Origin of the sequence: Streptomyces sp. NPDC050485, from assembly GCF_044458185.1 — a bacterium.
In the GTDB taxonomy this organism is placed as follows: domain Bacteria; phylum Actinomycetota; class Actinomycetes; order Streptomycetales; family Streptomycetaceae; genus Streptomyces.
Genome location: NZ_JBITHR010000013.1, coordinates 32,133 through 55,369, shown reverse-complemented (window position 1 = coordinate 55,369; position 23,237 = coordinate 32,133). Strand labels below are relative to the sequence as shown.

Genomic DNA, 23,237 nt, shown 5'->3' with positions numbered 1-23,237 from the left:
ATACTCCGCCCGGTACAGTGGGCGGTTCCGGGCCGGGGTCGGGTCGGGGCCTGGGACCCACGCCCCTGTTTTGATCTGACACCATTCACCGGGGGCCCCGTCCGTCGTGTGCGGTCGGACGGTGCTCGTACGGGCAGTGTTCGCGACCAGGGGACGGATGGGACCGCGCAGTGCGGGGCTACGAACGCCAGGAGAGCCAGAGCCACCGGCCTGACGACCACCTCTCGCGGTTCGAGGCCGAGATGGAGCGGCTGAAGACCGAGCGGGAGAAGGCCGTTCAGCACGCCGAGGATCTCGGCTACCAGGTCGAAGTGCTGCGCGCCAAGCTTCACGAGGCGCGCCGCAATCTCGCGACCCGTCCCGCCTACGATGCCGCGAACGTCGGCTACCAGGCCGAACAGCTGCTCCGCAACGCCCAGATGCAGGCCGAGCAGTTGCGCACCGACGCCGAGCGCGAACTGCGCGACGCCCGCGCCCAGACCCAGCGGATCCTCCAGGAGCACGCCGAGCACCAGGCGCGGCTCCAGGCCGAACTGCACGCGGAGGCCGTCAGCCGCCGCCAGCGCCTCGACCAGGAGCTGTCCGAGCGCCGGGCCACCGTCGAGTCGCACGTCAACGAGAACGTGGCCTGGGCCGAGCAGCTGCGGGCCCGCACCGAGGCGCAGGCCCGCAGGCTCATGGAGGAGTCCCGCGCCGAGGCCGAGCAGTCGCTCGCCGCGGCCCGCGCGGAGGCCACCCGCATCGCCGAGGAGGCCCGCCAACGGCTCGGTTCCGAGGCCGAGTCGGCCCGCGCCGAGGCCGAGGCGACACTGCTGCGTGCCCACAAGAACGCCGAGCGGCTCCTGAACGCCGCGTCCACGCAGGCTCAGGAGGCCACCTCCCACGCCGAGCAGCTGCGTACGTCCACCACCGCCGAGACCGACCAGGCGCGCCAGCAGGCCGCCGAGTTGAGCCGGGCCGCCGAGCAGCGCGCGCAGGAGGCGGAGGCCGCGCTGCGCGAGGCGCGCGCCGAGGCCGAGCGGGCCGTCACCGAGGCCAAGGAGTCGGCGGCCAAGCAGCTCGCGAGCGCCGAGTCCGCCAACGAGCAGCGCACCAGGACCGCGAAGACCGAGATCGCCCGGCTGGTCGGGGAGGCCACCAAGGAGGCCGAGGCCCTCAAGGCCGAGGCCGAGCAGGCTCTTGAGGACGCGAAGGCGGAGGCCGAGCGGCTGCGCACGGAGGCCGCCGAGTCGGCGCGCACCAGCGCCGCCGAGGACACCGCGGCCCAGCTCGCCAAGGCCGCGCGTACCGCCGAGGAAGTGCTGACCAAGGCGTCCGAGGACGCCCGGGAGACCACCCGCAAGGCCTCCGAGGAGGCCGAGCGGATCCGCCGCGAGGCGGACGCCGAGGCGGAGCGGCTGCGCGGCGAGGCCGCCGAGCAGGCCGACGAGCTCAAGGGCGCGGCCAAGGACGACACCAAGGAGTACCGGGCCAAGACGGTCGAGCTCCAGGAGGAGGCCCGCCGGCTGCGCGGCGAGGCCGAGCAGCTGCGCGCCGACGCGGTCGCCGAGGGCGAGCGGATCAGGGGCGAGGCGCGGCGCGAGGCTGTCCAGCAGATCGAGGAGGCGGCGAGCACCGCCGAGGAGTTGCTCGCCAAGGCGAAGGCCGACGCCGACGAGCTGCGTACGGCCGCGGGCAACGAGTCCGAGCGGGTACGCAATGAAGCGGTCGAGCGGGCCAACACGCTGCGCAAGCAGGCCGAGGAGACCCTGGCGCGCACCCGCGCCGAGGCCGAGCGGATGCGCACCGAGGCCGAGGAACTGGCCGGGCAGACCACAACGGACGCCGAGCGGGCGGCAGTTGAGCTCCGCGAGGAGACCGAGCGGGCGATAGCGGCCCGCCAGGCCGAGGCCGCCGATGAGCTGACCCGGCTGCACACCGAGGCCGAGCAGCGCCACGCCGCCGCCGAGCAGGCCCTCACCGACGCCCGCGCCGAGGGCGAGCGGATCCGGCGCGAGGCCGCCGAGGAGACCGAGCGGATCCGCACCGAGGCCGCCGAGCGCATCCGTACGCTCCAGGCGCAGGCCGAGCAGGAGACCGAGCGGCTGCGCACCGAGGCCGCCGCGGACGCGTCGACGGCCCGTTCCGAGGCGGAGAGCGCCGCCGAGCGGCTGCGCGGCGAGGCGTCCGCGGAGGCCGAGCGGCTCAAGTCCGAGGCGCAGGAGAGTGCCGACCGGATGCGCGCGGAGGCCGCGGCCGCCGCCGAGCGGGTCGGCGCCGAGGCCGCCGAGGCGCTGGCCGCCGCCCAGGAGGAGGCCGTCCGGCGCCGTCGTGAGGCCGAGGAGACCCTCAACTCGGCGCGCGCGGAAGCCGATTCGGAGCGGGCGCAGGCGCGCGAGCAGAGCGAGGAACTGCTCGCTTCCGCGCGCAAGCGGGTCGAGGAGGCGCAGGCCGAGGCGCAGCGGCTCGGCGAGGAGGCCGACCGGCGCGCCACCGAGCTGGTGTCGGCGGCCGAGCAGACCGCCAAGGACGTACGGGATTCGGTGTCCGGGCTCCGCGAGGAGGCCGAGCAGGAGATCACGGGGCTGCGCAGCGCGGCCGAGCACGCGGCGGAGCGCACCACGACCGAGGCGCAGGAGGAGGCGGACCGGGTCCGCGCCGAAGCGCACGCCGAGCGGGAGCGCGCCACCGAGGACGCGGGCCGCATCCGCACCCGCGCCCAGGAGGAGTCCGAGGCCGCCAAGGCGCTGGCCGAGCGGACCGTCACGGACGCCATGGCCGAGGCGGAGAAGGCCCGTTCGGACGCTTCCGAGTACGCGCAGCGGATGCGCACCGAGGCCTCCGACGCGCTCGCCTCCTCCGAGCAGGACGCGGCCCGCACCCGGGCCGAGGCCCGCGAGGACGCCAACCGGATCCGCTCCGACGCCGCGAGCCAGGCCGACCGCCTGGTCACCGAGGCGACCGCGGAGGCCGAGCGGCTCGCGGCGGAGTCCACCGCCGAGGCCGAGCGGCTCACCACCGAGGCCCGGCAGGTACGGGTCGAGGGGCAGGCCGAGGCCGACGCGCTGCGCGCTGATGCGCAGAAGGAGGCCGACCGGGTCTCCGCCGCGGCGCTGACGGAGGCGGAGGCGGTCACGACGGCCGCGCGCGAGCACGCCGAGCGCGTCACCTCCAAGGCCGACGCGGACGCCGAGCGCACCACCAACGAGGCCAACGCGTATGCCGAGTTGGTCACCACCGAGGCGCGCGCCGACGCGGGTTCGACGCTGGGCGCGGCGAGCGCCGAGGCCGAGCAGACCCTCGCCGACGCCCGGACCGAGTCGGACCGGATCCTCGACGAGGCGCGCCAGGCCGCCGACAAGCGCCGGGCGGACGCGGCCGCCCAGGCCGACCAGCTCATCGCGGAGGCGAGCGGCGAGGCCGAGCGGCTGCGCGCCGAGGCCGCCGACACGGTGGGCTCCGCCCAGCAGGCCGCCGAGCGGATCCGCGCCGAGGCCGAGAAGAACCGGGCCCGCACGGACGAGGCCGCCGAGCAGACGCGGACCGAGGCGCGCGAGGAGGCGGACCGGCTGCTGGATGAGGCTCGCACCGCGGCGGCCAAGCGGCGCGCGGACGCCGCCGAGCAGGCCGACCAGCTCATCAACAAGGCCCAGGAGGAGGCGCTGCGCGCCGCGACCGAGGCCGAGGAGCAGGCCGACACGATGGTCGGCGCGGCCCGCAAGGAGGCCGAGCGGATCGTCGCCGAGTCGACCGTCGAGGGCAACTCCCTGGTGGAGAAGGCCCGTACGGACGCCGATGAGCTGCTGGCGGGCGCCCGCGCGGACGCCACCGCCATAAGGGAGCGTACGGAAGAGGTGCGCGCCCGCACCGAGGCGGAGGTCGAGGCGCTGCACGAGCGGGCCCGGCGGGAGAGCGCCGAGCAGATGAAGACGGCGGGCGAGCGCGTCGACAATCTGGTGAAGGCCGCCACCGAGCAGGCCGCCGAGGCGGAGGCCAGGGCCAAGGAGCTGGTGTCGGACGCCGACTCCGAGGCGGGCAAGGTCCGTATCGCCGCGGTGAAGAAGGCGGAGGCGCTGCTCAAGGAAGCGGAGACCAAGAAGGCCGAGCTGATCCGCGAGGCGACGAAGCTGCGCGACGACGCGGCCGACGAGGCCCGCCGCACGGTGGAGGAGGGCAAGCGCGAACTGGACGTCCTGGTCCGGCGGCGGGAGGACATCAACGCCGAGATCTCGCGTGTCCAGGACGTACTTGAGGCGTTGGAATCCTTCGAGGCACCGGCCTCGGGCGGCAAGACCGGGTCCACCGGCGGTTCTTCCGCAGGTGTCAAGGCAGGTGCGGCGGCTGGGGCAACACGTTCGAGTGGCAAGTCTTCTGAGGGCTAGCCACTCAAAAGGCTGGACATTCTCCAGATCAAACGGTCATCCGCTCGATGACACGCCGCTTGGGCCCCTAGGATTCCCCCTATCACCTCACCGGTCTCATTCGACAGGAACCCCATGAGCGACACTTCCTCCCCCTTCGGCTTCGAGCTCGTGCGGCGTGGTTACGACCGCGGTCAGGTGGACGACCGCATTACCAAGCTCGTCGCCGACCGTGACAGCGCTCTGGCACGGATCACTTCTCTGGAAAAGCGCATCGAGGAACTGCACCTCGAAACGCAGAACGCCCAGGCCCAGGTGAACGACGCGGAGCCGTCGTACGCGGGTCTTGGCGCGCGGGTCGAAAAGATCCTGCGGCTCGCCGAGGAAGAGGCGAAGGACCTGCGCGAGGAGGCCCGCCGGGCCGCCGAGCAGCACCGCGAACTCGCCGAGTCCGCCGCCCAGCAGGTGCGCAACGACGCTGAATCGTTCGCTTCCGAGCGCAAGGCGAAGGCCGAGGACGAGGGCGTTCGGATCGTTGAGAAGGCGAAGGGTGACGCCTCTCAGCTCCGTTCCGAGGCGCAGAAGGACGCGCAGTCCAAGCGCGAGGAGGCGGACGCGCTCTTCGAGGAGACCCGCGCCAAGGCCGCTCAGGCCGCCGCGGACTTCGAGACGAACCTCGCCAAGCGCCGCGAGCAGTCGGAGCGCGACCTGGCGTCGCGTCAGGCCAAGGCCGAGAAGCGCCTCGCGGAGATCGAGCACCGCGCGGAGCAGCTCCGCCTGGAGGCCGAGAAGCTGCGTACGGACGCGGAGCGCCGGGCGCGCCAGACGGTGGAGACCGCGCAGCGCCAGGCCGAGGACATCGTGGCGGACGCCAACGCCAAGGCGGACCGGATCCGTTCGGAATCCGAGCGCGAGCTGGCGGCGCTCACCAACCGCCGCGACTCGATCAACGCGCAGCTGACCAACGTCCGGGAGATGCTGGCGACGCTGACCGGTGCGGCCGTGGCCGCCGCCGGTTCCCCGGTCGACGACGAGCCCGTCTCGCGCGGCGTCCCGGCGCAGCAGACCCGCTAGTCTCCGCAGCCCTACCCCCGTGGGCTGCGGTCAGAGCCTGGCTCTCAGGATGCGAAGCCCCCTGCCATTCCGCTGGCGGGGGGCTTCGTCCGCATCTAGCCTGTCCGCATGATCGAGCTAGCGGGGCTCACCAAACGCTACGGCAGCAAGGTGGCGGTCGACCACCTGTCCTTCCAGGTCAGGCCAGGGGTGGTGACCGGATTCCTGGGACCCAACGGGGCCGGCAAGTCGACCACGATGCGGATGCTCCTCGATCTCGACAACCCGACCAGTGGGACCGTACGCATCGACGGCAAGCACTACCGCGAACTCGCGGAGCCGCTGAAGTACATCGGGGCGCTGCTCGACGCCAAGGCGATGCACGGCGGCCGCAGCGCGTACAACAACCTGCTGTGTCTGGCCGAGTCCAACCGGATCCCGGCGGCGCGGGTCTCGGAGGTCCTGGACACGGTCGGTCTGACGGCGGTGGCGAAGAAGAAGGTGAAGGGCTTCTCGCTGGGTATGGGGCAGCGCCTGGGAATCGCGTCCGCGCTGCTCGGCGACCCCGAGATCCTCATGTTCGACGAACCCGTCAATGGTCTGGACCCCGAGGGAATTCACTGGATCCGCAATCTGATGAAGCAGCTCGCCGGCGAAGGGCGAACGATCTTCGTTTCGTCTCACCTGATGAGCGAAATGGCGCTCACGGCGGATCACTTGATCGTTATTGGCCAGGGCCGACTGCTCGCCGATACATCGATGGCGGATTTCATCAGGGAGAACTCGCGGAGTTTCGTCCGGCTGCGTTCACCGCAGTGGGAACGCCTCCTCGACGTGCTGCAGCAGGCCGCCATCCCCTTCCTCCAGACCGGCGACGGCGCCATCGAAGTCGACAACGGCAGGATCGAGGCGCTGGGTGAACTGGCCGCCCAGCACCAGCTCGTGCTGCACGAGCTGTCCGGCCAGCAGGCCTCCCTCGAAGAGGCGTTCATGCAGATGACGGCGGGTTCGGTGGAGTACCACGCACACGGCGCCACCACCTCGGGCGGACCGCCCGCGGCGCCCGTCTGGGGTGCGCCGCCGACGCCCGGCCGGGGCGACCGCGGCCAGGGCAGAGGGGCTTGAGCGATGGCATCGGTACCCGCGGTCCTGAAGTCCGAGTGGACCAAGATCCGTACGGTCGCCTCCACCACCTGGACGCTGGCCAGCGCCCTGATCGTGACGGTCGCGATCGGCGCGGCGCTCTGCGCGCTGATGAGGTCGCAGTTCGACAACCTCAAACCGGTCGAGCGGCTCACCTTCGACCCGACCTTCATCAGCTTCTCCGGGATGATCCTCGGTCAGCTGGCGATGGTCGTCTTCGGCGTGCTGGTCGTCGGCACCGAGTACAGCTCGGGCATGATCCGCTCCTCGCTCGCCGCGGTGCCCCAGCGCGCCACCTTCCTCTTCTCCAAGCTCACCGTCGCCACCCTGCTCGCGCTGGTCGTGGGCATGGCAACCAGCTTCCTGTCCTTCTTCCTCGGCCAGGCGCTGCTCGGCCCGCACCGCACCACCATCGGTGAGCCCAATGTGCTGCGCGCGGTCTTCGGCGCCGGGCTCTACATGGCGCTGATCGCGCTCTTCTCGATGGGCGTCGCCACGATGCTGCGCAGCTCGATGCTGTCGCTGGGCATCCTGATGCCGTTCTTCTTCCTGATCTCGCAGATCCTGTCGGCGGTGCCGGGCGCCAAGAACGTGGCCCGCTACTTCCCCGACCGGGCCGGCTCACAGATCATGCAGGTGGTCCCGGACGCCATGAACAGAAATCCGGCGCCGTACGGACCCTGGGGCGGCCTCGGCATCATGGCGCTGTGGGTCGTCGCGGCGCTGGCGGGCGGTTATCTCGTACTGAAGAAGCGGGACGCCTGAGCGGGGCTACGCCCGGCGACCGAACCGGAGGGAACCCATTGACTTAGCTGGAACCGTCAAGGCCTGGATAAGCTCCTCACTCATACGGGGGCAGACCGGCCACGCGCCGGACACCGCCCCGACGACCCGAACCGTCGATGGGGCTGGAGAATGATCGAGGCAGTCGGCCTGACCAAGCGGTACGGTGCCAAGACGGCCGTGCACAACCTTTCCTTCCAGGTTCGGCCCGGCGCCGTCACCGGCTTCCTGGGGCCCAACGGCTCCGGCAAGTCGACGACGATGCGTATGATCCTCGGCCTCGACCAGCCGACCGCAGGACACGTCACCATCGGCGGCCACCCCTTCCGGGGCCTGCCCAACGCGCCGCGGCAGGTCGGCGCGCTGCTCGACGCCAAGGCCGTGCACGGCGGCCGCAGCGCCCGCAACCACCTCCTCTCGCTCGCCCAGCTCTCCGGCATACCGGCTCGCCGGGTGGACGAGGTGCTCGGCGTGGTCGGCCTCCAGGAGGTCGCGGGGCGCCGCTCCAACGGGTTCTCGCTCGGCATGGGCCAGCGGCTCGGGATCGCCGCCGCGCTGCTCGGCGACCCCCAGGTGCTGCTCTTCGACGAGCCGGTCAACGGCCTCGACCCCGAGGGCATCCTGTGGGTCCGCAATCTGATGAAGCAGCTCGCCGCCGAGGGCCGCACCGTCTTCGTGTCCTCGCACCTGATGAGTGAGATGGCGCTGACCGCCGACCACCTCATCGTGATCGGCCGCGGCCAGCTGCTCGCGGACATGCGCATCACCGACTTCATCTCGCACAACTCGGCTGACTTCGCGCGGGTGCGGACGCCGCAGACGGAGCCCGCGCAGCGCGAGAAGCTGACCGCCGCGCTGACCGAGGCGGGCGGCCAGGTGCTGCCCGAGCCGGACGGCGCGCTGCGCGTGACGGGCCTCGCGCTGCCCCGCATCAGCGAGGTGGCGCACGGGGCGGACGTACGGCTGTGGGAGCTGTCCCCGCACCAGGCCTCGCTGGAGGAGGCGTACATGCGGATGACCCAGGGCGCGGTCGACTACCGCTCGACGGCCGACGCGAAGGCGGGCCTGATGCCGCCGATGCCGCCCGGGTACGCGCCGCCGCCGGTGATCCCCGAGGTGCCGCAGCAGGGCTGGTACGCCCCGCCGCCGCCCGGCCAGAACCCGTACGCGGCCGCACCCCGGCCGCCCGCCGCTCCCCCGGCTCCGCAGGCCCCGGCCGCTCCCGCCGCCCCGACCAAGCCCGAGGACGCCCGATGACCACCCCCTACCAGCAGCAGCCGCAGTACCAGCAGGCGCCGGGCGCGCCGCTGGGCCAGTACACCTCGCCGATCGCGGTGCGGCGCGCCACCTTCGGTGATGCGCTCGCCTCCGAGTGGACCAAGATCCGGTCAGTGCGTTCCACGATGTGGACACTGGGCGTGCTGATCGCGACCGTTGTCGGCCTCGGCCTGCTCACGACCTACTTCGCGCGGTCCAGCACACCGAGCGTGAGCCACACTCCGGTCCTGGTGCTCGGCTCCTACGGGGTGATGCTCGGCACGATCTGCGTGATCACGCTCGGGGTGCTGACCATCGCGTCCGAGTACAGCACCGGCATGATCCGTACGACCCTGACGGCCTGCCCGAGCCGGGGGCGGATCCTGGCCGCCAAGTCGGTCGTCTTCTTCCTGCTCGCGTTCGTCATCGTGACGGCGGCGGCGGCCCTGGTCGCTGTCGTCCAGACCGCAGCGGTGCCCAACGCTCCGGCGCCGACCGGCGGCGAGTGGCTGCGCGCCACCGTCGGCATCGGCCTCTACGTCGCGATGCTCGGGCTCCTGTCGCTCGCGGTGGGCGCGCTGATCCGGCACTCCGCGGGCTCGATCACGATCATGATCGGCGTGGTGCTGCTGCCGCTGGTGCTCGCCCTGTTCATGTTCACCCCGTCGCTGAACGGCGTGCGGCAGTTCCTCATGGCGTACTCGATCCCCAGTCAGCTGATCGCCTTCTACGGGGTCTCGATGTCCAACTCGGGGCCGAGCGGCTGGGAGCCGCTGTGGATCATCACCGGGATCACCGCGGTCGCCCTGGGCGGCGCGTTCCTCTCGCTCAACTCGCGGGACGTGTAAGCGCGTTCAGTATTTCGGCGCGTTCCTGGACCGCTGCACCCTGGTGGTGCGGCGGTCCTTCGCGTTCCAGCAGGCCTTGTGCCAGTGGCGGCGCTCGTCGACGCCCGCGTACTCGGGCCAGGCGACCAAGTGCGGGGCGCCGGACGGGATCTCCTGGTCGCAGCCGGGGCAGCGGTACCGCTTGCCGGCGGCGCTGGCGCCCGCCACGTGCCGCACCGACCACTCCTCGCCCTGCCACGACTCGGTGCCCTGGAGGCCGAAACGGTCGCCGCCCGTCCGGCTCTCGGACTCGGTCGGCTTCTCGCCACCCTTGGGGCGGTTGCGGCGCGGGGACACGTGAACACCTCACGGGGCGGGTCGGACGTTTCTCCCAGCCTAGGGCCACGCCGCCCGGGTACCCGCCCTGGGGAGGAGGTCGCGGAGTCACTCGTTCGGGGGGACTCTAAGCGGACAATCGCAAGAAGTCGGCGCGAGACCGTGCCTTTGGCACTTGTCAGACGTTAATGCCGGTAAGAGGGGGAGTACCGCGTCGGCCGCAAGGAGGCAGAAGGCGATGCGTGTGGGAACTTTTGTACTGGCAGCGCAGTTCCCGGGCCAGGGTCAGGGAGAGACGCTTCACCGGGCGGTCCGGTCCGCCGAGGTCGCCGAGGAGTCGGGGCTCGACTCGGTGTGGCTGGCCGAACACCACTTCGGGCCGTACGGCGTGTGCCCGTCCGCGGTGACGCTGGCCGCGCTGCTGCTCGGGCGCACGCGGCGGATCAGGGTCGGCACCGCGGTCAGCGTGCTGCCGACCGCGCACCCGGTGGCCCTCGGCGAACAGGCCGCGCTGCTGCACCTCACCTCCGGCGGGCGGTTCTCGCTGGGCGTGGGGCGCGGCGGGCCCTGGGTCGACCTGGAGGTGTTCGGCTCGGGTCTGCGGGCGTACGAGGAGGGCTTCCCCGAGTCGCTCGACCTGCTGCTGCGCTGGCTGCGCGAACCCCGCGTCGCCGGTCTGGGGGAACGGTTCACCTTCCGGGAGGTGCCGGTCGTGCCGCGCCCCGACGAGATCCTGGACGGCGGCCCGGGGGACACGAGCCCCGAGGTGATCGTGGCGTGCACCTCCCCGAAGAGCGTGAAGCTGGCCGCGGACCGCGGGCTGCCGATGCTGCTCGGGATGCACTGCGGCGACGAGGAGAAGGCCGAGATGGTCGCCCTGTGGCGCCGGGAGGCGCTCGCGGCGGGTCACGGGCCGGAGGCGGTGGCGGCCGCGGACCATGTGTCGGCCGGTGTCGCCCAGATCGCGGACGGCCGCATCGAGGCCGCCGAAACGTTGCTGAAGTCGATGCCGGGCTGGCTGAAGCAGGGCCTTGAGGCCCATGTGACGGTCGACGGCCGCCATCGCGCGATGCGTGACCCGGTGACGTACACCGAACTCCTCTGCCGCCTGCACCCGGTGGGCACCGCGCGCACGGCCGCGGACCGCCTCGCCGCCACCGCCGAACGTACCGGCATCACCCGCTTCGCCCTGCTGGTCGAGGGCTCGGGCGATCTGGCGGCCACGGAGGAGAACGTACGGAGGCTGGGGACGGAGGTGCTGCCGATGCTGGGCTAGCGCAAAACCGCCGTACCGAAAGACCCGCCCCCGGACGGGGTGGGCCACCCTCAAGTGGCCACCGCCCCGCGTCAGTTGCACCTCCCGCGACGCGGAGCGGCAGCGAAGACTCAGCAGTCCCGAAGCTCCGGCGACTGGTTGAGAAGCTGACCCCTGATCGAGGTGAAGCGGGCGAGCCGCTCATCGGACGAGGGGTCCAGCGGGAACACCGCGACACGGTGGCAGTTCTGGAACGCCAGGCGGACACCGAAGTGCCGCTGGAGCGCACCGCGAATGGCGTCACTCGCGAGGGCACGCAGCAGTTGGCCGCGCGCCTGCTCGTCCGGCGGTGGCGTCTGGTTGTCGGCGAACTCTCCGCCGTCGACCTTCAGCTGGGCCACCAGAGAGCTGATCATCTCCCACGCGTAGGGCAGGGAGCTCCGGACGCAGTCGACGAAGGCGGCTTCGTCGACCTCGCCTCGCTCGGCCTGTTCGAGTAGGGCCGGTGAGACGTCGAGCGACATGGTTTCTCCTCTCGCGACCCCGGGGTGCGGGGCCTTACGGGCAGGGAAAGGGACGATGACGGCCGTTCCTCCCGACAACGCAGCGTGTACGGCCGACAACCTCCCGCTTCCACGGTAGGCGCGTTGTCCGGCCCGTGGCAGCCACTTGGCGCATAACCGGCCAATAACGAACAGTGCACTCCAGGGCGAATCGCGTTCGGCGGGGGGCTTCGAGTAGCGTTGCCCACCATGCGTCTCGTCATCGCCCGCTGCTCCGTCGACTATGCGGGCCGGCTCACCGCCCACCTCCCCTCCGCTCCCCGTCTCATCCTGGTGAAGGCGGACGGCAGCGTCTCCATTCATGCGGACGACCGGGCGTACAAGCCCCTCAACTGGATGTCTCCGCCCTGCACGCTGAAAGAGGGATCGGGGGACGACGCGGGCGTCTGGACCGTCATCAACAAAGCGGGCGAGAAGCTCATCATCACCATGGAGGAGGTCATCCACGACTCCTCCCACGAACTCGGTGTGGACCCCGGCCTGATCAAGGACGGCGTGGAAGCGCACCTCCAGGAGCTCCTCGCGGACCGCATCGAGACCCTCGGAGAGGGTTACACCCTGATCCGCCGCGAATACCCGACGGCGATCGGCCCGGTGGACATCCTGTGCCGGGACGGGAACGGCGGGACCGTGGCGATCGAGATCAAGCGCCGCGGCGAGATCGACGGCGTCGAGCAGCTGACCCGCTATCTGGAACTGCTCAACCGCGACCCGCACCTCGCCCCGGTCCAGGGCGTCTTCGCGGCCCAGGAGATCAAACCGCAGGCCCGGGTGCTCGCCACCGACCGCGGCATCGGCTGCGTGGTGCTCGACTACGACGCCCTGCGCGGCATCGAGGACGACAAGCTCCGCCTGTTCTGAGTCCGTCGGGTACGTCTCCGGTACGTACGAGAAGGGGCCCGCAGAGTGCTGCGGGCCCCTTCTCGGTGTCTTGCATCAATCTTCTCGATGTCCGGCGTGAATCGTCCTGCGTGAATCGGTGTCTTACGCGGGAGCGTCGGCGACCGCCGGTTTCGCAGTGTTCTAGGCGCTGGTGATGGGACCGGCGGACGTCGTCGGCTTGGCACTGGCCGGGGCGCTGGACGTCGCGGACTTGGAGACCGCCGGACTCGAAGGCGGCGGCTTGGTGGAGGGTGGCGGACTGCTGCCTCCGGGACTCGGCGGCGAGGCGCTGGTCGGCGTCGACGGCGTACCCGTCGGGGTGTGGCTGCTCGGGTCCGGGGTCGGGCTGTGCGACGGCGAGTGCGACGGTTTGCCCGAACCGGACGGCTTGCCCGACGTGGACGGCTTCGTCGAGCCCGGCGTGGAGGGGTGGTCGCTCGGGCTGTCCGGGCTGCCACTGGTGCCGGGCACCGGCTGGCCGGAGGTGCCGGGCCTGGGGGTGGATCCCGGCTTGCTCGGACTGGCGCTCTTGCTGTGGCCGGGCTTGGCAGTGCTGCCCGGGTCGTTCGGGTCGGCGTTCAGGCCGCCGCCGCTGTCGCCCTCGTTGGCCGACTGCTGCTGCTTCACCTGGTCGCCCTGCCCGCCGTCGTTGTTGCTTGAGGTCGCGCCGAGCGTGACGACCGTGCCGAGCACCGCGGCGAGCAGTGCGCCGGCCCCGGCCGCGACGAGGTTGCGCCGGGCGCCGCCGAGCAGGGTGCGCCGCGCCTTGGGCATGGCGCCGCCGACCGGCGTGTCCCGCCGCGTAACCAACGAAGGCCCGGCGGCCGGGAGTTGGGCCGTCACGGCCGCCGCGGGAACGCCCCCGGGCGGCGACTGGGACTCCTCGTAGCGGGCCGCGGGCACCTCTTCCCCCGCGGGGGTGCGGCCGCCCGGCAGCAGCCCGCCTGAGCGGTCCTCGACCAGGGCGAGCGCCCGGCGTCCGGCGACGGTGCCGCGCTTGTCGGCGAGCGCGCCGCGCAGCGCGATGGACGCCTCCAGCTCGGCGCGGGCCCGGTCCAGGCTGCCGCCGCAGAGCGCGAGGACGCCCAACTCGTGGTGGAAGTACGCCTCTTCGGCCACCTCCCCGGTCAGCCGGGCCGCCTCGGAGCCGACCCGCAGGGCGCGCTCCCAGGCCGTCCAGTGCAGTCCGGCCGCGAAGGCGGGCGCCGAGCTGCGGGCGAGCTTGACCACGGTGGCGGGGTGTTCGGGCGCGGCGCCCGGAACGAGGGCGCCCATCGCGGCGAGCACCGCGTCCGCCTCGGTGGCGGCCCGCTCGGGGGTGACCGAGGGGTGCCCGGTCCACCAGGCGTAGTGCTGGGCGGCGGCGTGCGCCTGCTCGACCGCGTCGGCGGCGTAACCGGCGCCTTCCAGCTGGGCGAGTACGCCGGCGGCGAGGCGGTAGCGGGCGCCGACCGGGGACAGCAGCCCGCTCTCGATGAGTTCGCCGAGGGCGGCGTCCGCGTGGGTGTCGCCGACCAGGGCGGGCAGGTGGGCCTGGTGCGGCACCTCGCCGCCCAGCGCCACGGCGAACCGCAGGGTGGCCCGGGCGGCCTCGCTCAGCCGGGAGGCGAGCAGCGCCGCGGGGGCCGCGCCCTCGCCGAGCGTGGGCAGCGGTATCTCGCGTCCGTCCCCCGAGAACACCGAGGCCTCGGCGGGCTCGTCCGGCGGAAAGCCGTACGGGTCGAGGGAGTTGACGTCGCCGCGCAGTTGGTCGCGCTGGCGCAGCAGCGCCCCGGCCTGGACGAAGCGCACCGGCAGGCCCTCGGACTCGAACCACAGGTCGCCCGCCCAGTTGGCCTCCTCGTCGGTCAGCGCCCGGTCGACCGCCTGCTCCAGGAGTTCGAGGGAGGCGTTGCGGCCGAGGCCGGACAGGAAGACCTCTTCGACGTGCGATTCGGAGTGCGGCGCCGGCACCTCGGGGGTGGCGGCGAGCAGATAGGCGCACTCGGGGGTGGCCATGAGCAGCTCTTCGAGGGTGGCCCCGCCGAATTCGAGGTCGTCGAGGACCACGATGGCGCCGATCTGGTGGACCCGGTCGAGCAGGGTGGCCCGGTCGGGCCGGTGCAGGGGCGCGCGGAACACCGTGGCGTACAGCTCGTACAGCAGCTCGGCGGGGCTGCGCCGGTGGCCACTCAGGCGTACGACACCGTCGGGCGCGAGCTCCGCGCAGTCCGTGGCGACGGCGTCGAGCAGGGCGCTGCGCCCGGAGCCCGCGGGGCCGGTGAGCCGTACGGAGCGGCCGCGGCCGAGGAGGCGTACGAGCCGGGCGCGTTCCTCCTGCCGTTCGAGCAAGGGGGGTGCGGGTGTCAGCGGGCCCGGCGGGAGCGGCGGCCGGGCGGCGCGTTCGGCCTCGGCGCGCTCGGCGGGGCTGTGCCGCACGGGCCGGCCGGGTATGTCGCTCGGCGGGCAGTTCTCGATCTCGCTGCCGTCCACCGGATTGACCGTCAGCAGGAAGTCTCCCGCGACGAGCTGGACGGTGCGGGCGAGTCCGGCCGCGCGCCCCGCGAAGTCGGGGGTGGCGGATTCTCTGCCGTGCTGCGGACGCTGCGGCCCGGCACCCGGCTCCGCGTGTGCGCCCGCACCGCCGACCGGCTCGTCGGCATGGTTGAACTCTTCCGGTCCCCGGTTCATCGGGTCCATGGTGAAAGCCCCCCAGATGCGTGGTGCGTAAGGATTGGCCCCGCCCGGCCCTTACGCACTTCGCTCTTCGCTGTCGCTTCTGGTCCGGTGCCCGCCGTGTGGGTTCGTCGATCGGCGGGAAGCCGAACCCTAGACTCCGCACAGTATCTACGAACAGGCGGGGTGCCGCCTCGCCCAAGACGTCACAGTCTCGTGAGGATTGCGCGCGGAGTCCGTTTCCTTCCCGCTCGCGCTCACGCCAACACCCCGGAACTACACGCGCGGCAGGGCCTCCGCCACGATGCCGCCCTCGATCGCCAGGATCCGGTGCAGCCGCGTGGCGACCAGGAGGCGCTGCATCTGGGGCGGTACGCCGCGCAGCACGAGGCGCCGGCCGCACCGCCCGGCCCGGCGGTGGGCCCCCATGATCACGCCGAGTCCGGTGGCGTCCCACGAGTCCAGTTCGGTGAGGTCGAGCACGAGGTCGCCGACCCCGTCGTCCACCGCCGAGTGCAGAGCCGTACGGGCGTCCGCCGCGCTGCGGACGTCGAGGCGGCCCCCGACGACCAGCTCGACGTGGTCGCCCCTGATGTGCATATGCGCTCCCGGGAGTGCTACTGGCTGCTGGCTTTACGACAACCGACTCATCAACTGACTGCCTCACGGCGACAGAAGTTGCCGCCCGTGAGCGAACCGAGACCTAATTCACCCCTTGGGGTGAACGCCCGAGGAAACGGGCGGTTTTCAGTGCTTGTAGAAGCCCTGCCCGCTCTTGCGGCCGATGTCACCCGCATCCACCATCCGGCGCATCAGCTCCGGCGGGGCGAACTTCTCGTCCTGGGACTCCGTGTAGATGTTGCTGGTGGCGTGCAGCAGGATGTCGACGCCGGTGAGGTCGGCGGTGGCGAGCGGGCCCATCGCGTGGCCGAAGCCCAGCTTGCAGGCGAGGTCGATGTCCTCGGCGCTGGCCACGCCCGACTCGTACAGCTTGGCCGCCTCGACGACGAGCGCCGAGATGAGGCGGGTGGTGACGAAGCCGGCCACGTCGCGGTTGACCACGATGCAGGTCTTGCCGACCGACTCGGCGAACTCCCGGGCCGCGGCGAGGGTTTCGTCGCTGGTCTTGTAGCCGCGGACCAGTTCGCACAGCTGCATCATCGGCACCGGCGAGAAGAAGTGGACGCCGACGACCCGCTCGGGGTGCTCGGTGGCCGCCGCGATCTTGGTGATCGGGATGGCGGAGGTGTTGGAGGCGAGCACGGTGTCCGCGCGCACGATCTTGTCGAGCGTGCGGAAGATCTCGTGCTTGACCTCCAGCTTCTCGAAGACGGCCTCGACCACGATGTCGGCGTCGGCGGCGGCGTCCAGGTCGGTGGTGGTGGTGATGCGGGCGAGCGCGGCCTCGGCGTCCTGTGCCGCCAGCTTCCCCTTGCTCACGAACTTGTCGTACGAGGCCTTGATGCCGTCGGTGCCCCGGGTGAGGGCCTCGTCGGTGACGTCGCGCAGCACCACGTCCCAGCCCGCCTGGGCGGAGACCTGCGCGATACCGGACCCCATGAGTCCGGCTCCGATGACGGCGAGCTTCCTGGCCACGACACTTCCCTCCAACAGGTTTCCACCCAAGCCTTCTTGGCGGAGGCTATCGGCCGGGCGGCCTTCTGGGACCGCTTAGAGATGCGCGTCACGTCTCAGATGACGGACATCACACCGGACCGCGTGAGGTGGGTCTCAGCGTGCGCCCCGTACGGCGTAGTTGAGCACCTTCTCCCCCAGCAGTGACTCCATCTCGTCGATCAGGACGAGCACCTCGCGGGAGACCTCCCCGGGGTCGCGGCCGGCCATCATCTCGCGGCTGATGGCGGCCATCACCGTCTGGTGGACCCAGTTGATCTGACCCGCGATCAGGGAGGGCAGCGGCTCCTCGGGGCGGGCGCCGACCTCCTCGCGCAGGGTCGCGTCCAGGTTCTCCAGGACCTCCTGGCCCACCGCCCACAGCCGGGCCCTGAGGGCGGGCGATTCATGCACGACGGCCATGAACCGGCTGTAGCCCGCCATCAGCCCGACCCGCGGCGAGACCGCCTCGACCTCGGCGCGCAGCTCGCGCAGGACCGCCTCGGCAGCCGACTCCCCCGCGTCGCGGCCGCGCACCCAGCGCGAGAGGCGGTCCACGATGCCCTTGCTGCGGTCGAGGAACAGGTCTTCCTTGGTGGGGAAGTAGTTGTAGACCGTGTTGACCGACACGTCGGCCACCTCGGCGATCTCGGCGATCGTGACCGCCTCGAAGCCGCGCTCCAGGAAGAGCCCGGTGGCCAGGTCCGAGATCCGCTGCCTGGTCTCGCGCTTCTTCCGCTCCCTGCGCCCTTCTGTCATGAGCAGAGCCTAGGCGATGGTCTGCACCCCCTTAAATTTTGGTGTCATTGCAAAATTACATGGACTCTGTTTTTCTGGGGCCATGGCAATCATCAGTACGGCCGGGCTCGCCCGGACCTTCCGGAGCAAGGGCGGCCCCGTCGAGGCCGTGCGCGGCATCGACCTGACCGTCAGGACCGGCGAGATCCTCGGCTTCCTCGGCCCCAACGGCGCGGGCAAGACCACCACCCTGCGGATGCTCACCACCCTGCTCCCGCCGACCGGCGGCGCCGCGACGGTGGCCGGCTGCGATCTGGTCCGGGACCCCGCCGGAGTCCGCCGGGCCTGCGGCTACGTGGCCCAGTCCGGCGGCGTCGACCCGCACATCTCGGTACGCGAGGAGCTGGTCACCCAGGGCCGCCTCTACCGCCTCCCCAAGGCCCAAGCCGCCCTGCGCGCCGAGGAGTTGGCGGCCGACTTGGGCCTGAGCGAACTCCTGGAGCGCAAAACGGCGACGCTCTCCGGCGGCCAGCGGCGGCGGCTCGACATCGCGATGGGCCTCACCCACCGGCCCGCGGTGCTCTTCCTGGACGAGCCGACCACCGGCCTCGACCCGGGCAGCCGGGCCGACCTGTGGGACCTGGTCCGCCGGATCCGCACGGAGCACGGCACCACCGTCTTCCTCACCACCCACTACCTGGACGAGGCCGACGCGCTCGCCGACCGGCTCGTCGTCGTGGACAAGGGCGTGATCGTGGCCGAGGGCACCCCGGCCGAGCTCAAGACCCGGTACGCGGGCGGCCCCGACGCATCCCTCCAGGACGCCTTCCTGGCCATCACCGGGCGCACCGCCGCACCGCAGGAATCCACCCCCGTAGCCGTCTAGGACTCCCCATGACCGTCTCACCGCTGCTCGCCGACACCGCACTGATCCTCGGCCGGAACATCCGGGCGACCCTGCGCTCGAAGTTCCAGATCCTCTTCGGCGTGCTGATGCCGCTGCTCTACCTGCTCTTCTTCGGACCGCTCCTCACCGGCATGCCGCTGGCCGCCCACGGCAGCTCCTGGCAGGTCCTGGTGCCGGGTCTGCTGCTCCAACTCGCCCTGTTCGGCGCCTCGTTCGCGGGTTTCGCGATCATCATCGAGAACGGCTGGGGCGTCGTGGAGCGCATGCGCGTCACCCCCGTCTCGCGCCTGGCCCTGCTGCTCGGCCGGGTCCTGCGGGACGCCGCGCTCTTCGTCTTCCAGGCGGTGCTGCTCGTGCTCGCCGCCCTGGCGATGGGCCTGCGCGCGCCGCTCGGCGGCATCCTCATCGGCTTCGCCTTCGTGGCACTGCTCACGCTGTCCCTCGCGTCGCTCTCGTACGCCCTTGCCATGAAGGTGACCACCCCGCAGGGGTTCGGTCCGGCGGTCAACGCGATCACCATGCCGTCGATGCTGCTGTCCGGGCTGATGCTGCCCATGACGCTCGCGCCGGGCTGGCTGAACGTGCTGTCCCACTTCATGCCGCTGCGCTATCTGGTGGACGCGGTGCGGGACGCGTATCTCGGCTCGTACGCCACCACGGCCATGCTGTACGGGGCCCTGGTGGCGGTCGGCTTCGCGTTGCTCGCCGTGACGGTGGGCACACGCGTCTTCAGGACGGCCGGAGCGTAACTACTCTGGCCGTATGGTCAATCTGACGCGCATCTACACCCGCACCGGCGACCAGGGCACGACCGCCCTCGGCGACATGAGCCGGACCGCCAAGACCGATCTGCGGATCTCGGCGTACGCCGACGCCAATGAGGCCAATGCCGTCATCGGCACGGCCATCGCCCTCGGGCAGCTTCCCGAGGACGTCGTGAAGGTGCTCGTCCGGGTCCAGAACGACCTCTTCGACGTGGGCGCGGACCTCGCCACGCCGGTCGCCGAGAACCCGGAGTACCCGCCGCTGCGGGTGGAGCAGTCCTATGTCGACAAGCTGGAGGCGGACTGCGACCGCTTCCTGGAGGAGCTCGACAAGCTCCGCAGCTTCATCCTGCCGGGCGGCACCCCGGGCGCGGCCCTGCTGCACCAGGCGTGCACGGTGGTGCGCCGCGCGGAACGCTCGACGTGGGCGGCTCTGGAGGTGCACGGGAACGTCATGAACGCCCTGACGGCGACCTACCTCAACCGCCTCTCCGACCTCCTGTTCATCCTGGCGCGCACTGCCAACAAGGAGGTCGGAGACGTGCTGTGGGTGCCGGGTGGGGAGAGGTAGGGCTCGGCGGGTTGTGCGTGCGGGGGGGGCTCCCCGGGGCCCTGTGCGCAGTTCCCCGCGCCCCTAACCCCGTTTTCGCCTGCCGACCGTGCCCGCTTCTCGCGCAGTTCCCCGCGCCCCTAGCAGCACCAACGCCGGCCCGCATGGGTTACTGGTCCGACTTCGCGTCCGTGTCGGCGGCCGCCACGGCGGGCAGCGCCCGACGGGCTCGCATCACTTCTTCCCGTTGTTGGCCTTGCACCAGTCGGCCACGTCCTTGAGGTCCTTCTGGCGCTGCTGAAGGGTCGTCACCAGGCTCTTGCGGTGCGTGAGTTCGTGGTCGAGGTAGGTGGCGATCGCGGTGTGGCCCTCCTTCTTCGCGTTGTCCACGCGCTGCTGCAGCCGGGCCACCGAACCCGGCGTGGTCGCGCCCCCGTCCAGCCGGTTCAGGGAGCGCCCGATGCGCGTTTCCGTCCTGGGCGCCCGCTTGCAGATGCCCTTGGCGCCGTCGGTCGTGGCGGCCTTCGAGGGCGCGGAGTCCGCGAAGGCGCTGGGCGCGGCGACGGTCAGCACGGCCGCCGCGGCGAGCGCGGCCGCGGCGACCCGGCGGCGGCGGTTCGAGATGGGGTTGTGCATGGCTACTGCCTCCAGATTCAAAGGGCTGATACGCCCCGGAGGCTAGGAAGGCTTTTTGTGGGAACTCTGTGATCGCTCCGCCGTGACCGTCAACCAGTCCCGCCGGGCCGGGAGTTCGCCTTCCCGGGCCGGGTCCCCGGCGGGCAGCCGCACCGTGCACCGGGTGCCCCGGCCGCCCGGTCCTTCGGCGAGTTCGACGGTCCCGCCGTGCAGCGCCGCCTGCTGGGCGACCAGGGTCAGGCCGAGCCCGGAGCCGGTACTGGCGGGCCCGCGGTGGAAGCGCCGGAACACCTCCTGGCGGTCGGCGGGCGCGATGCCGGGGCCCCGGTCGTCCACGGTGATCAGCACCTGCCCGCCGGCCGGGGCGACGGCCACCGCGATCTCGGCCCGGCCCGACTCGTCCCTGCCGTGCGCGAGCGCGTTGCCGACCAGGTTGTCGAGCAGGATCCGGATGCCGGGCTCCCAGCCGCGTACCGGCGCGGGCTCGGCGCGCAGCGTGATCGCGGCGTCCGGGGCGCGCCGGCGGGCCTCGGCCACGGCGGCGTCGGCGACCTCTGCCACGTCGAGCACCCGGAACGCGTCGGCCTCCACGAGATCGCCGCGCCCCAGTTCGCGCAGCGCGACCAGCATGCCGAGCAGCCGTCCGTGCTCCCGGCGCAGATCGTCCACGACCTCGGCGCGGTCGGCCTCGGGGAGTTCGGGGTGGGCCAGGATGTCGAGGTTGGTGCCCATGCTCATCAGCGGGTTGCGCAGTTCGTGCGAGGCGGCCGCGGAGAAGGAGCGGGCGGTGTCCAGGGCCTGCGCGGTGCGGGCGGCCTGTTCGTCGTAGCGGGCGAGGACGGTCTGCAGGGTGGCGGCCAGGTCGTCCACCTCGGCGACGCGGGTCGGCCGGTGTTCGAGGCGTACCGCGGTGGTCCGGGGATCGAGCCCGGCCGCCGCACTGCGCAGCCGGCGCAGCGGGCGGGTCGCGCCGCTCGCGATGGCCCAGGCGAGCAGCGCGGACAGCGGGGCGGCGAGCAGGGCGGTGGTCACCGTGCGGTTCTGGACCACGCTGAGCCGGGCGCGGCTCGCGGTGTCCGGCGAGAACACCCACAGGGTGCCGGAGACCTGCGCCCCCTTGACCGGCAGCGCGTACGCCCGCCAGCTGCGGCCCGCGCCGCGGACGGTCACCGGCCCCGTTCCGGGCGCGGGCAGCGGCACCGAGGCATCGGGCTGCGGGCCGCCGCTGAACGTGCCGTCGGGGCCGATGAGCCGTACGCCGACGTCGAGCGCGGAGTTGAACAGCCTGCGCTGGTGGTTCTCCTCGGCGGTCGGCTGGTCCTTGGCCGCCGCTCGCAGCAGGGTGCGGGCGTCCTGGGCGATCGCGGTGGCCCGGGTCCGCAGGTGGCTGTCCTCCTCGCGGTGCAGATCGCGGGCGACCAGGGTGAGCAGCAGCCAGCCGCAGGCGAGGACGAGGAGCGGCACGGTGACGCCGACGGCGAGCGCGATCCGGGTGGAGAGCTTCACGGCCGCTCCCGCAGGACGAAGCCGACGCCGCGCACGGTGTGGACGAGCCGGGGCGCCCCGTCGGCCTCCAGCTTGCGGCGCAGATAGCTGACGAAGGTGTCCACGGCGTCGGTGCGCACGTCGACGTCGTACCCCCAGACCCGTTCGAGCAGCTGGTCGCGGGTCAGGACGAGGCCGGTGTTGCGGGTGAGCACTTCGAGGAGTTCGTACTCGCGCCGGGTCAGGTCGAGGGAACGGCCGTCGCGCTGTGCGGTGCGGGCCGCCGGGTCGATGACCAGGCCGCAGGCGCGGACCACGTCGTGCTCCGCGGGCGGCCGGCGGCGCAGCAGGGCGTGCAGCCGCAGCACCAGTTCCTGCAGGGCGAACGGCTTGACGAGGTAGTCGTCGCCGCCCGCCTGGAGCCCGGCGATGCGGTCGGCGGTCTCGTCAAGGGCGGACAGCATCAGGACGGGCAGATCGTGTCCGGCCGCCCGCAGCCGCGTGCACACCTCGATGCCGCTCATGCCGGGCATGGACACATCCAGGACGAGCACGTCGGGCGGGCTCTGCTCGATCGCGGCGAGCGCGGTGCGGCCGCCGTCGGCGGTGCGGACCCGGAAGCCGCTGAGCCGCAGGCCCCGGTCGAGCGAACGGCGCACCGCGTCGTCGTCATCGACCACCAGGACGTCTCCGGGACGGCTCGGCCCGCTCATCCGCCACTCCTTCACCGCATGCCGCTACCCCTTGGTCAGCGTACGGTCCTTGTCTGTGTGCGAACCGGCCCGCTCGGACGGCGGCTTGAGCAGCCGGTCGAGGAGCGAGGGCCGCGACCGCGCCTGGTCGGCCTTCTTCGGGAACAGCGTGTAGCTCAACGCGATGATCACGTTGATGCCGATCACCAGCAGCATCCGCTGCTGCCACATCCGCAGCGAGTCGGTGCCGCCGTCCCCGCCGACGTACCAGATCGCGGCCTGGAGCAGCGCGATCGCGAGCAGTGCGGCGACGGTGAAGCGGCCCGCCATCTTCCATTCGTACGCGGTCCTGGCGCTGCCTCCCCTGGGCGCCTTGGCGGGCTTGGGGCCGCCCGCGAAGCGGTAGGCGACCCAGGCGTCGGCACGGGTCACCAGGTAGTGGCCCATCCCCGCCGAGAAGCCGAGGTAGACGGCGGCCAGGCCGTGCTTCCAGTCCGGCTGGGCGCCGTTCTTCAGGTCGACGGCGGTCACCACGAGCAGCACCACCTCCAGGAGCGGCTCGCACAGGAGCACCGCCACGCTCGTCCGCCGCATCTTCGCGAGGTAGCGCAGGGCGAGCCCGGCGGCCAGCAGCAGCCAGAAGCCGACTTCACAGGCGATGATCAGCGTGACGATCACGGTGGTCTCCTTCCGTCCTCCTCAAGGCTCGCCCGCGTCCATCGCCCGCTCCTCGTCGCCGTGGACGAAACGCGACTGC

Annotated in this window: 21 protein-coding genes; 11 read left to right on the top strand and 10 right to left on the bottom strand. The window is 72.0% G+C overall.

Annotated features, from left to right (window positions below; all coding sequences use genetic code 11):
- Positions 1-170 precede the first annotated feature (170 nt).
- The 6 genes from scy to ACIBK6_RS25170 all read left to right on the top strand — a co-directional run bounded on the left by scy (position 171) and on the right by ACIBK6_RS25170 (position 9,424).
- Positions 171-4,361: a polarized growth protein Scy gene (gene scy, locus ACIBK6_RS25195; protein WP_399053602.1), complete on the top strand. Its 4,191-nt coding sequence runs from the start codon at positions 171-173 to the stop codon at positions 4,359-4,361.
- 114 nt (positions 4,362-4,475) lie between these two features.
- On the top strand, positions 4,476-5,414 hold the full coding sequence (locus tag ACIBK6_RS25190; RefSeq protein ID WP_329462994.1) for a cellulose-binding protein: 939 nt from the start codon (positions 4,476-4,478) through the stop codon (positions 5,412-5,414).
- Positions 5,415-5,522: 108 nt separating this feature from the next.
- The gene (locus tag ACIBK6_RS25185; protein WP_399053601.1) at positions 5,523-6,518 is read left to right on the top strand and encodes an ABC transporter ATP-binding protein; all 996 of its coding nucleotides are present in this window, start codon (positions 5,523-5,525) and stop codon (positions 6,516-6,518) included.
- Between the two features lie 3 nt (positions 6,519-6,521).
- A complete protein-coding gene (locus ACIBK6_RS25180) occupies positions 6,522-7,301 on the top strand; it encodes an ABC transporter permease (protein WP_399053600.1) in 780 nt (259 codons plus the stop codon).
- 150 nt (positions 7,302-7,451) lie between these two features.
- Positions 7,452-8,576, top strand: coding sequence for an ABC transporter ATP-binding protein (locus tag ACIBK6_RS25175; RefSeq protein WP_399053599.1), 1,125 nt, complete (start codon positions 7,452-7,454; stop codon positions 8,574-8,576).
- Positions 8,573-9,424: an ABC transporter permease gene (locus tag ACIBK6_RS25170; protein WP_399053598.1), complete on the top strand. Its 852-nt coding sequence runs from the start codon at positions 8,573-8,575 to the stop codon at positions 9,422-9,424. Before ACIBK6_RS25175 ends, ACIBK6_RS25170 begins: the two co-directional genes overlap by 4 nt.
- 6 nt (positions 9,425-9,430) lie before the next feature.
- On the opposite strand, the gene ACIBK6_RS25165 is transcribed toward ACIBK6_RS25170, so the two are convergent.
- Positions 9,431-9,760: an ATP/GTP-binding protein gene (locus tag ACIBK6_RS25165; protein WP_399053597.1), complete on the bottom strand. Its 330-nt coding sequence runs from the start codon at positions 9,758-9,760 to the stop codon at positions 9,431-9,433.
- Positions 9,761-9,977: 217 nt separating this feature from the next.
- Here ACIBK6_RS25165 and ACIBK6_RS25160 point away from each other — a divergent pair, with 217 nt between their 5' ends.
- Entirely contained in the window at positions 9,978-11,015 is a 1,038-nt protein-coding gene (locus ACIBK6_RS25160) for an LLM class flavin-dependent oxidoreductase (RefSeq protein WP_399053596.1), read from the top strand.
- Between the two features lie 110 nt (positions 11,016-11,125).
- Here ACIBK6_RS25160 and ACIBK6_RS25155 read toward each other — a convergent pair whose 3' ends face one another.
- Positions 11,126-11,518: an SCO5389 family protein gene (locus ACIBK6_RS25155; protein ID WP_329463001.1), complete on the bottom strand. Its 393-nt coding sequence runs from the start codon at positions 11,516-11,518 to the stop codon at positions 11,126-11,128.
- Between the two features lie 228 nt (positions 11,519-11,746).
- Between ACIBK6_RS25155 and nucS the strand changes: the two genes are divergently transcribed.
- Positions 11,747-12,418: an endonuclease NucS gene (gene nucS / locus ACIBK6_RS25150; RefSeq protein ID WP_399053595.1), complete on the top strand. Its 672-nt coding sequence runs from the start codon at positions 11,747-11,749 to the stop codon at positions 12,416-12,418.
- 162 nt (positions 12,419-12,580) lie between these two features.
- On the opposite strand, the gene ACIBK6_RS25145 is transcribed toward nucS, so the two are convergent.
- The 4 genes from ACIBK6_RS25145 to ACIBK6_RS25130 all read right to left on the bottom strand — a co-directional run bounded on the left by ACIBK6_RS25145 (position 12,581) and on the right by ACIBK6_RS25130 (position 17,467).
- Positions 12,581-15,118 carry an ATP-binding protein gene (locus tag ACIBK6_RS25145; RefSeq protein ID WP_399053594.1) on the bottom strand — a complete coding sequence of 846 codons (2,538 nt, stop codon included), beginning with the start codon at positions 15,116-15,118 and terminating at the stop codon, positions 12,581-12,583.
- A 252-nt stretch (positions 15,119-15,370) separates the two neighbouring features.
- Positions 15,371-15,694 carry an STAS domain-containing protein gene (locus tag ACIBK6_RS25140; protein ID WP_399053593.1) on the bottom strand — a complete coding sequence of 108 codons (324 nt, stop codon included), beginning with the start codon at positions 15,692-15,694 and terminating at the stop codon, positions 15,371-15,373.
- A gap of 147 nt (positions 15,695-15,841) precedes the next feature.
- On the bottom strand, positions 15,842-16,690 hold the full coding sequence (locus ACIBK6_RS25135; RefSeq protein WP_399053592.1) for a 3-hydroxyacyl-CoA dehydrogenase family protein: 849 nt from the start codon (positions 16,688-16,690) through the stop codon (positions 15,842-15,844).
- Positions 16,691-16,825: 135 nt separating this feature from the next.
- Positions 16,826-17,467, bottom strand: a complete 642-nt coding sequence (locus ACIBK6_RS25130) for a TetR/AcrR family transcriptional regulator (protein ID WP_399053590.1) — start codon at positions 17,465-17,467, stop codon at positions 16,826-16,828.
- An 82-nt stretch (positions 17,468-17,549) separates the two neighbouring features.
- On the opposite strand from ACIBK6_RS25130, the gene ACIBK6_RS25125 reads away from it, so the two are divergent.
- From ACIBK6_RS25125 to ACIBK6_RS25115, 3 genes are read left to right on the top strand one after another with little or no spacing between them, the layout of a single operon-like run.
- Positions 17,550-18,332, top strand: a complete 783-nt coding sequence (locus ACIBK6_RS25125) for an ABC transporter ATP-binding protein (protein WP_399053589.1) — start codon at positions 17,550-17,552, stop codon at positions 18,330-18,332.
- A gap of 8 nt (positions 18,333-18,340) precedes the next feature.
- Positions 18,341-19,102 (top strand): ABC transporter permease, encoded by a 762-nt coding sequence (locus ACIBK6_RS25120; protein WP_399053588.1) that lies wholly within the window; start codon positions 18,341-18,343, stop codon positions 19,100-19,102.
- 13 nt (positions 19,103-19,115) lie between these two features.
- Positions 19,116-19,688: a cob(I)yrinic acid a,c-diamide adenosyltransferase gene (locus tag ACIBK6_RS25115; RefSeq protein ID WP_399053587.1), complete on the top strand. Its 573-nt coding sequence runs from the start codon at positions 19,116-19,118 to the stop codon at positions 19,686-19,688.
- Positions 19,689-19,901: 213 nt separating this feature from the next.
- Here ACIBK6_RS25115 and ACIBK6_RS25110 read toward each other — a convergent pair whose 3' ends face one another.
- Genes ACIBK6_RS25110 through ACIBK6_RS25095 form a run of 4 tightly spaced genes read right to left on the bottom strand, consistent with a single transcriptional unit; the run spans position 19,902 to position 23,158 of the window.
- Positions 19,902-20,303, bottom strand: a complete 402-nt coding sequence (locus ACIBK6_RS25110) for a hypothetical protein (RefSeq protein WP_399053586.1) — start codon at positions 20,301-20,303, stop codon at positions 19,902-19,904.
- A 42-nt stretch (positions 20,304-20,345) separates the two neighbouring features.
- Positions 20,346-21,809, bottom strand: a complete 1,464-nt coding sequence (locus ACIBK6_RS25105; RefSeq protein ID WP_399053585.1) for a sensor histidine kinase — start codon at positions 21,807-21,809, stop codon at positions 20,346-20,348.
- The gene (locus ACIBK6_RS25100; protein WP_399053584.1) at positions 21,806-22,501 is read right to left on the bottom strand and encodes a response regulator transcription factor; all 696 of its coding nucleotides are present in this window, start codon (positions 22,499-22,501) and stop codon (positions 21,806-21,808) included. Before ACIBK6_RS25100 ends, ACIBK6_RS25105 begins: the two co-directional genes overlap by 4 nt.
- A 24-nt stretch (positions 22,502-22,525) precedes the next feature.
- The gene (locus ACIBK6_RS25095) at positions 22,526-23,158 is read right to left on the bottom strand and encodes a hypothetical protein (RefSeq protein ID WP_399053583.1); all 633 of its coding nucleotides are present in this window, start codon (positions 23,156-23,158) and stop codon (positions 22,526-22,528) included.
- Positions 23,159-23,237: the final 79 nt, after the last annotated feature.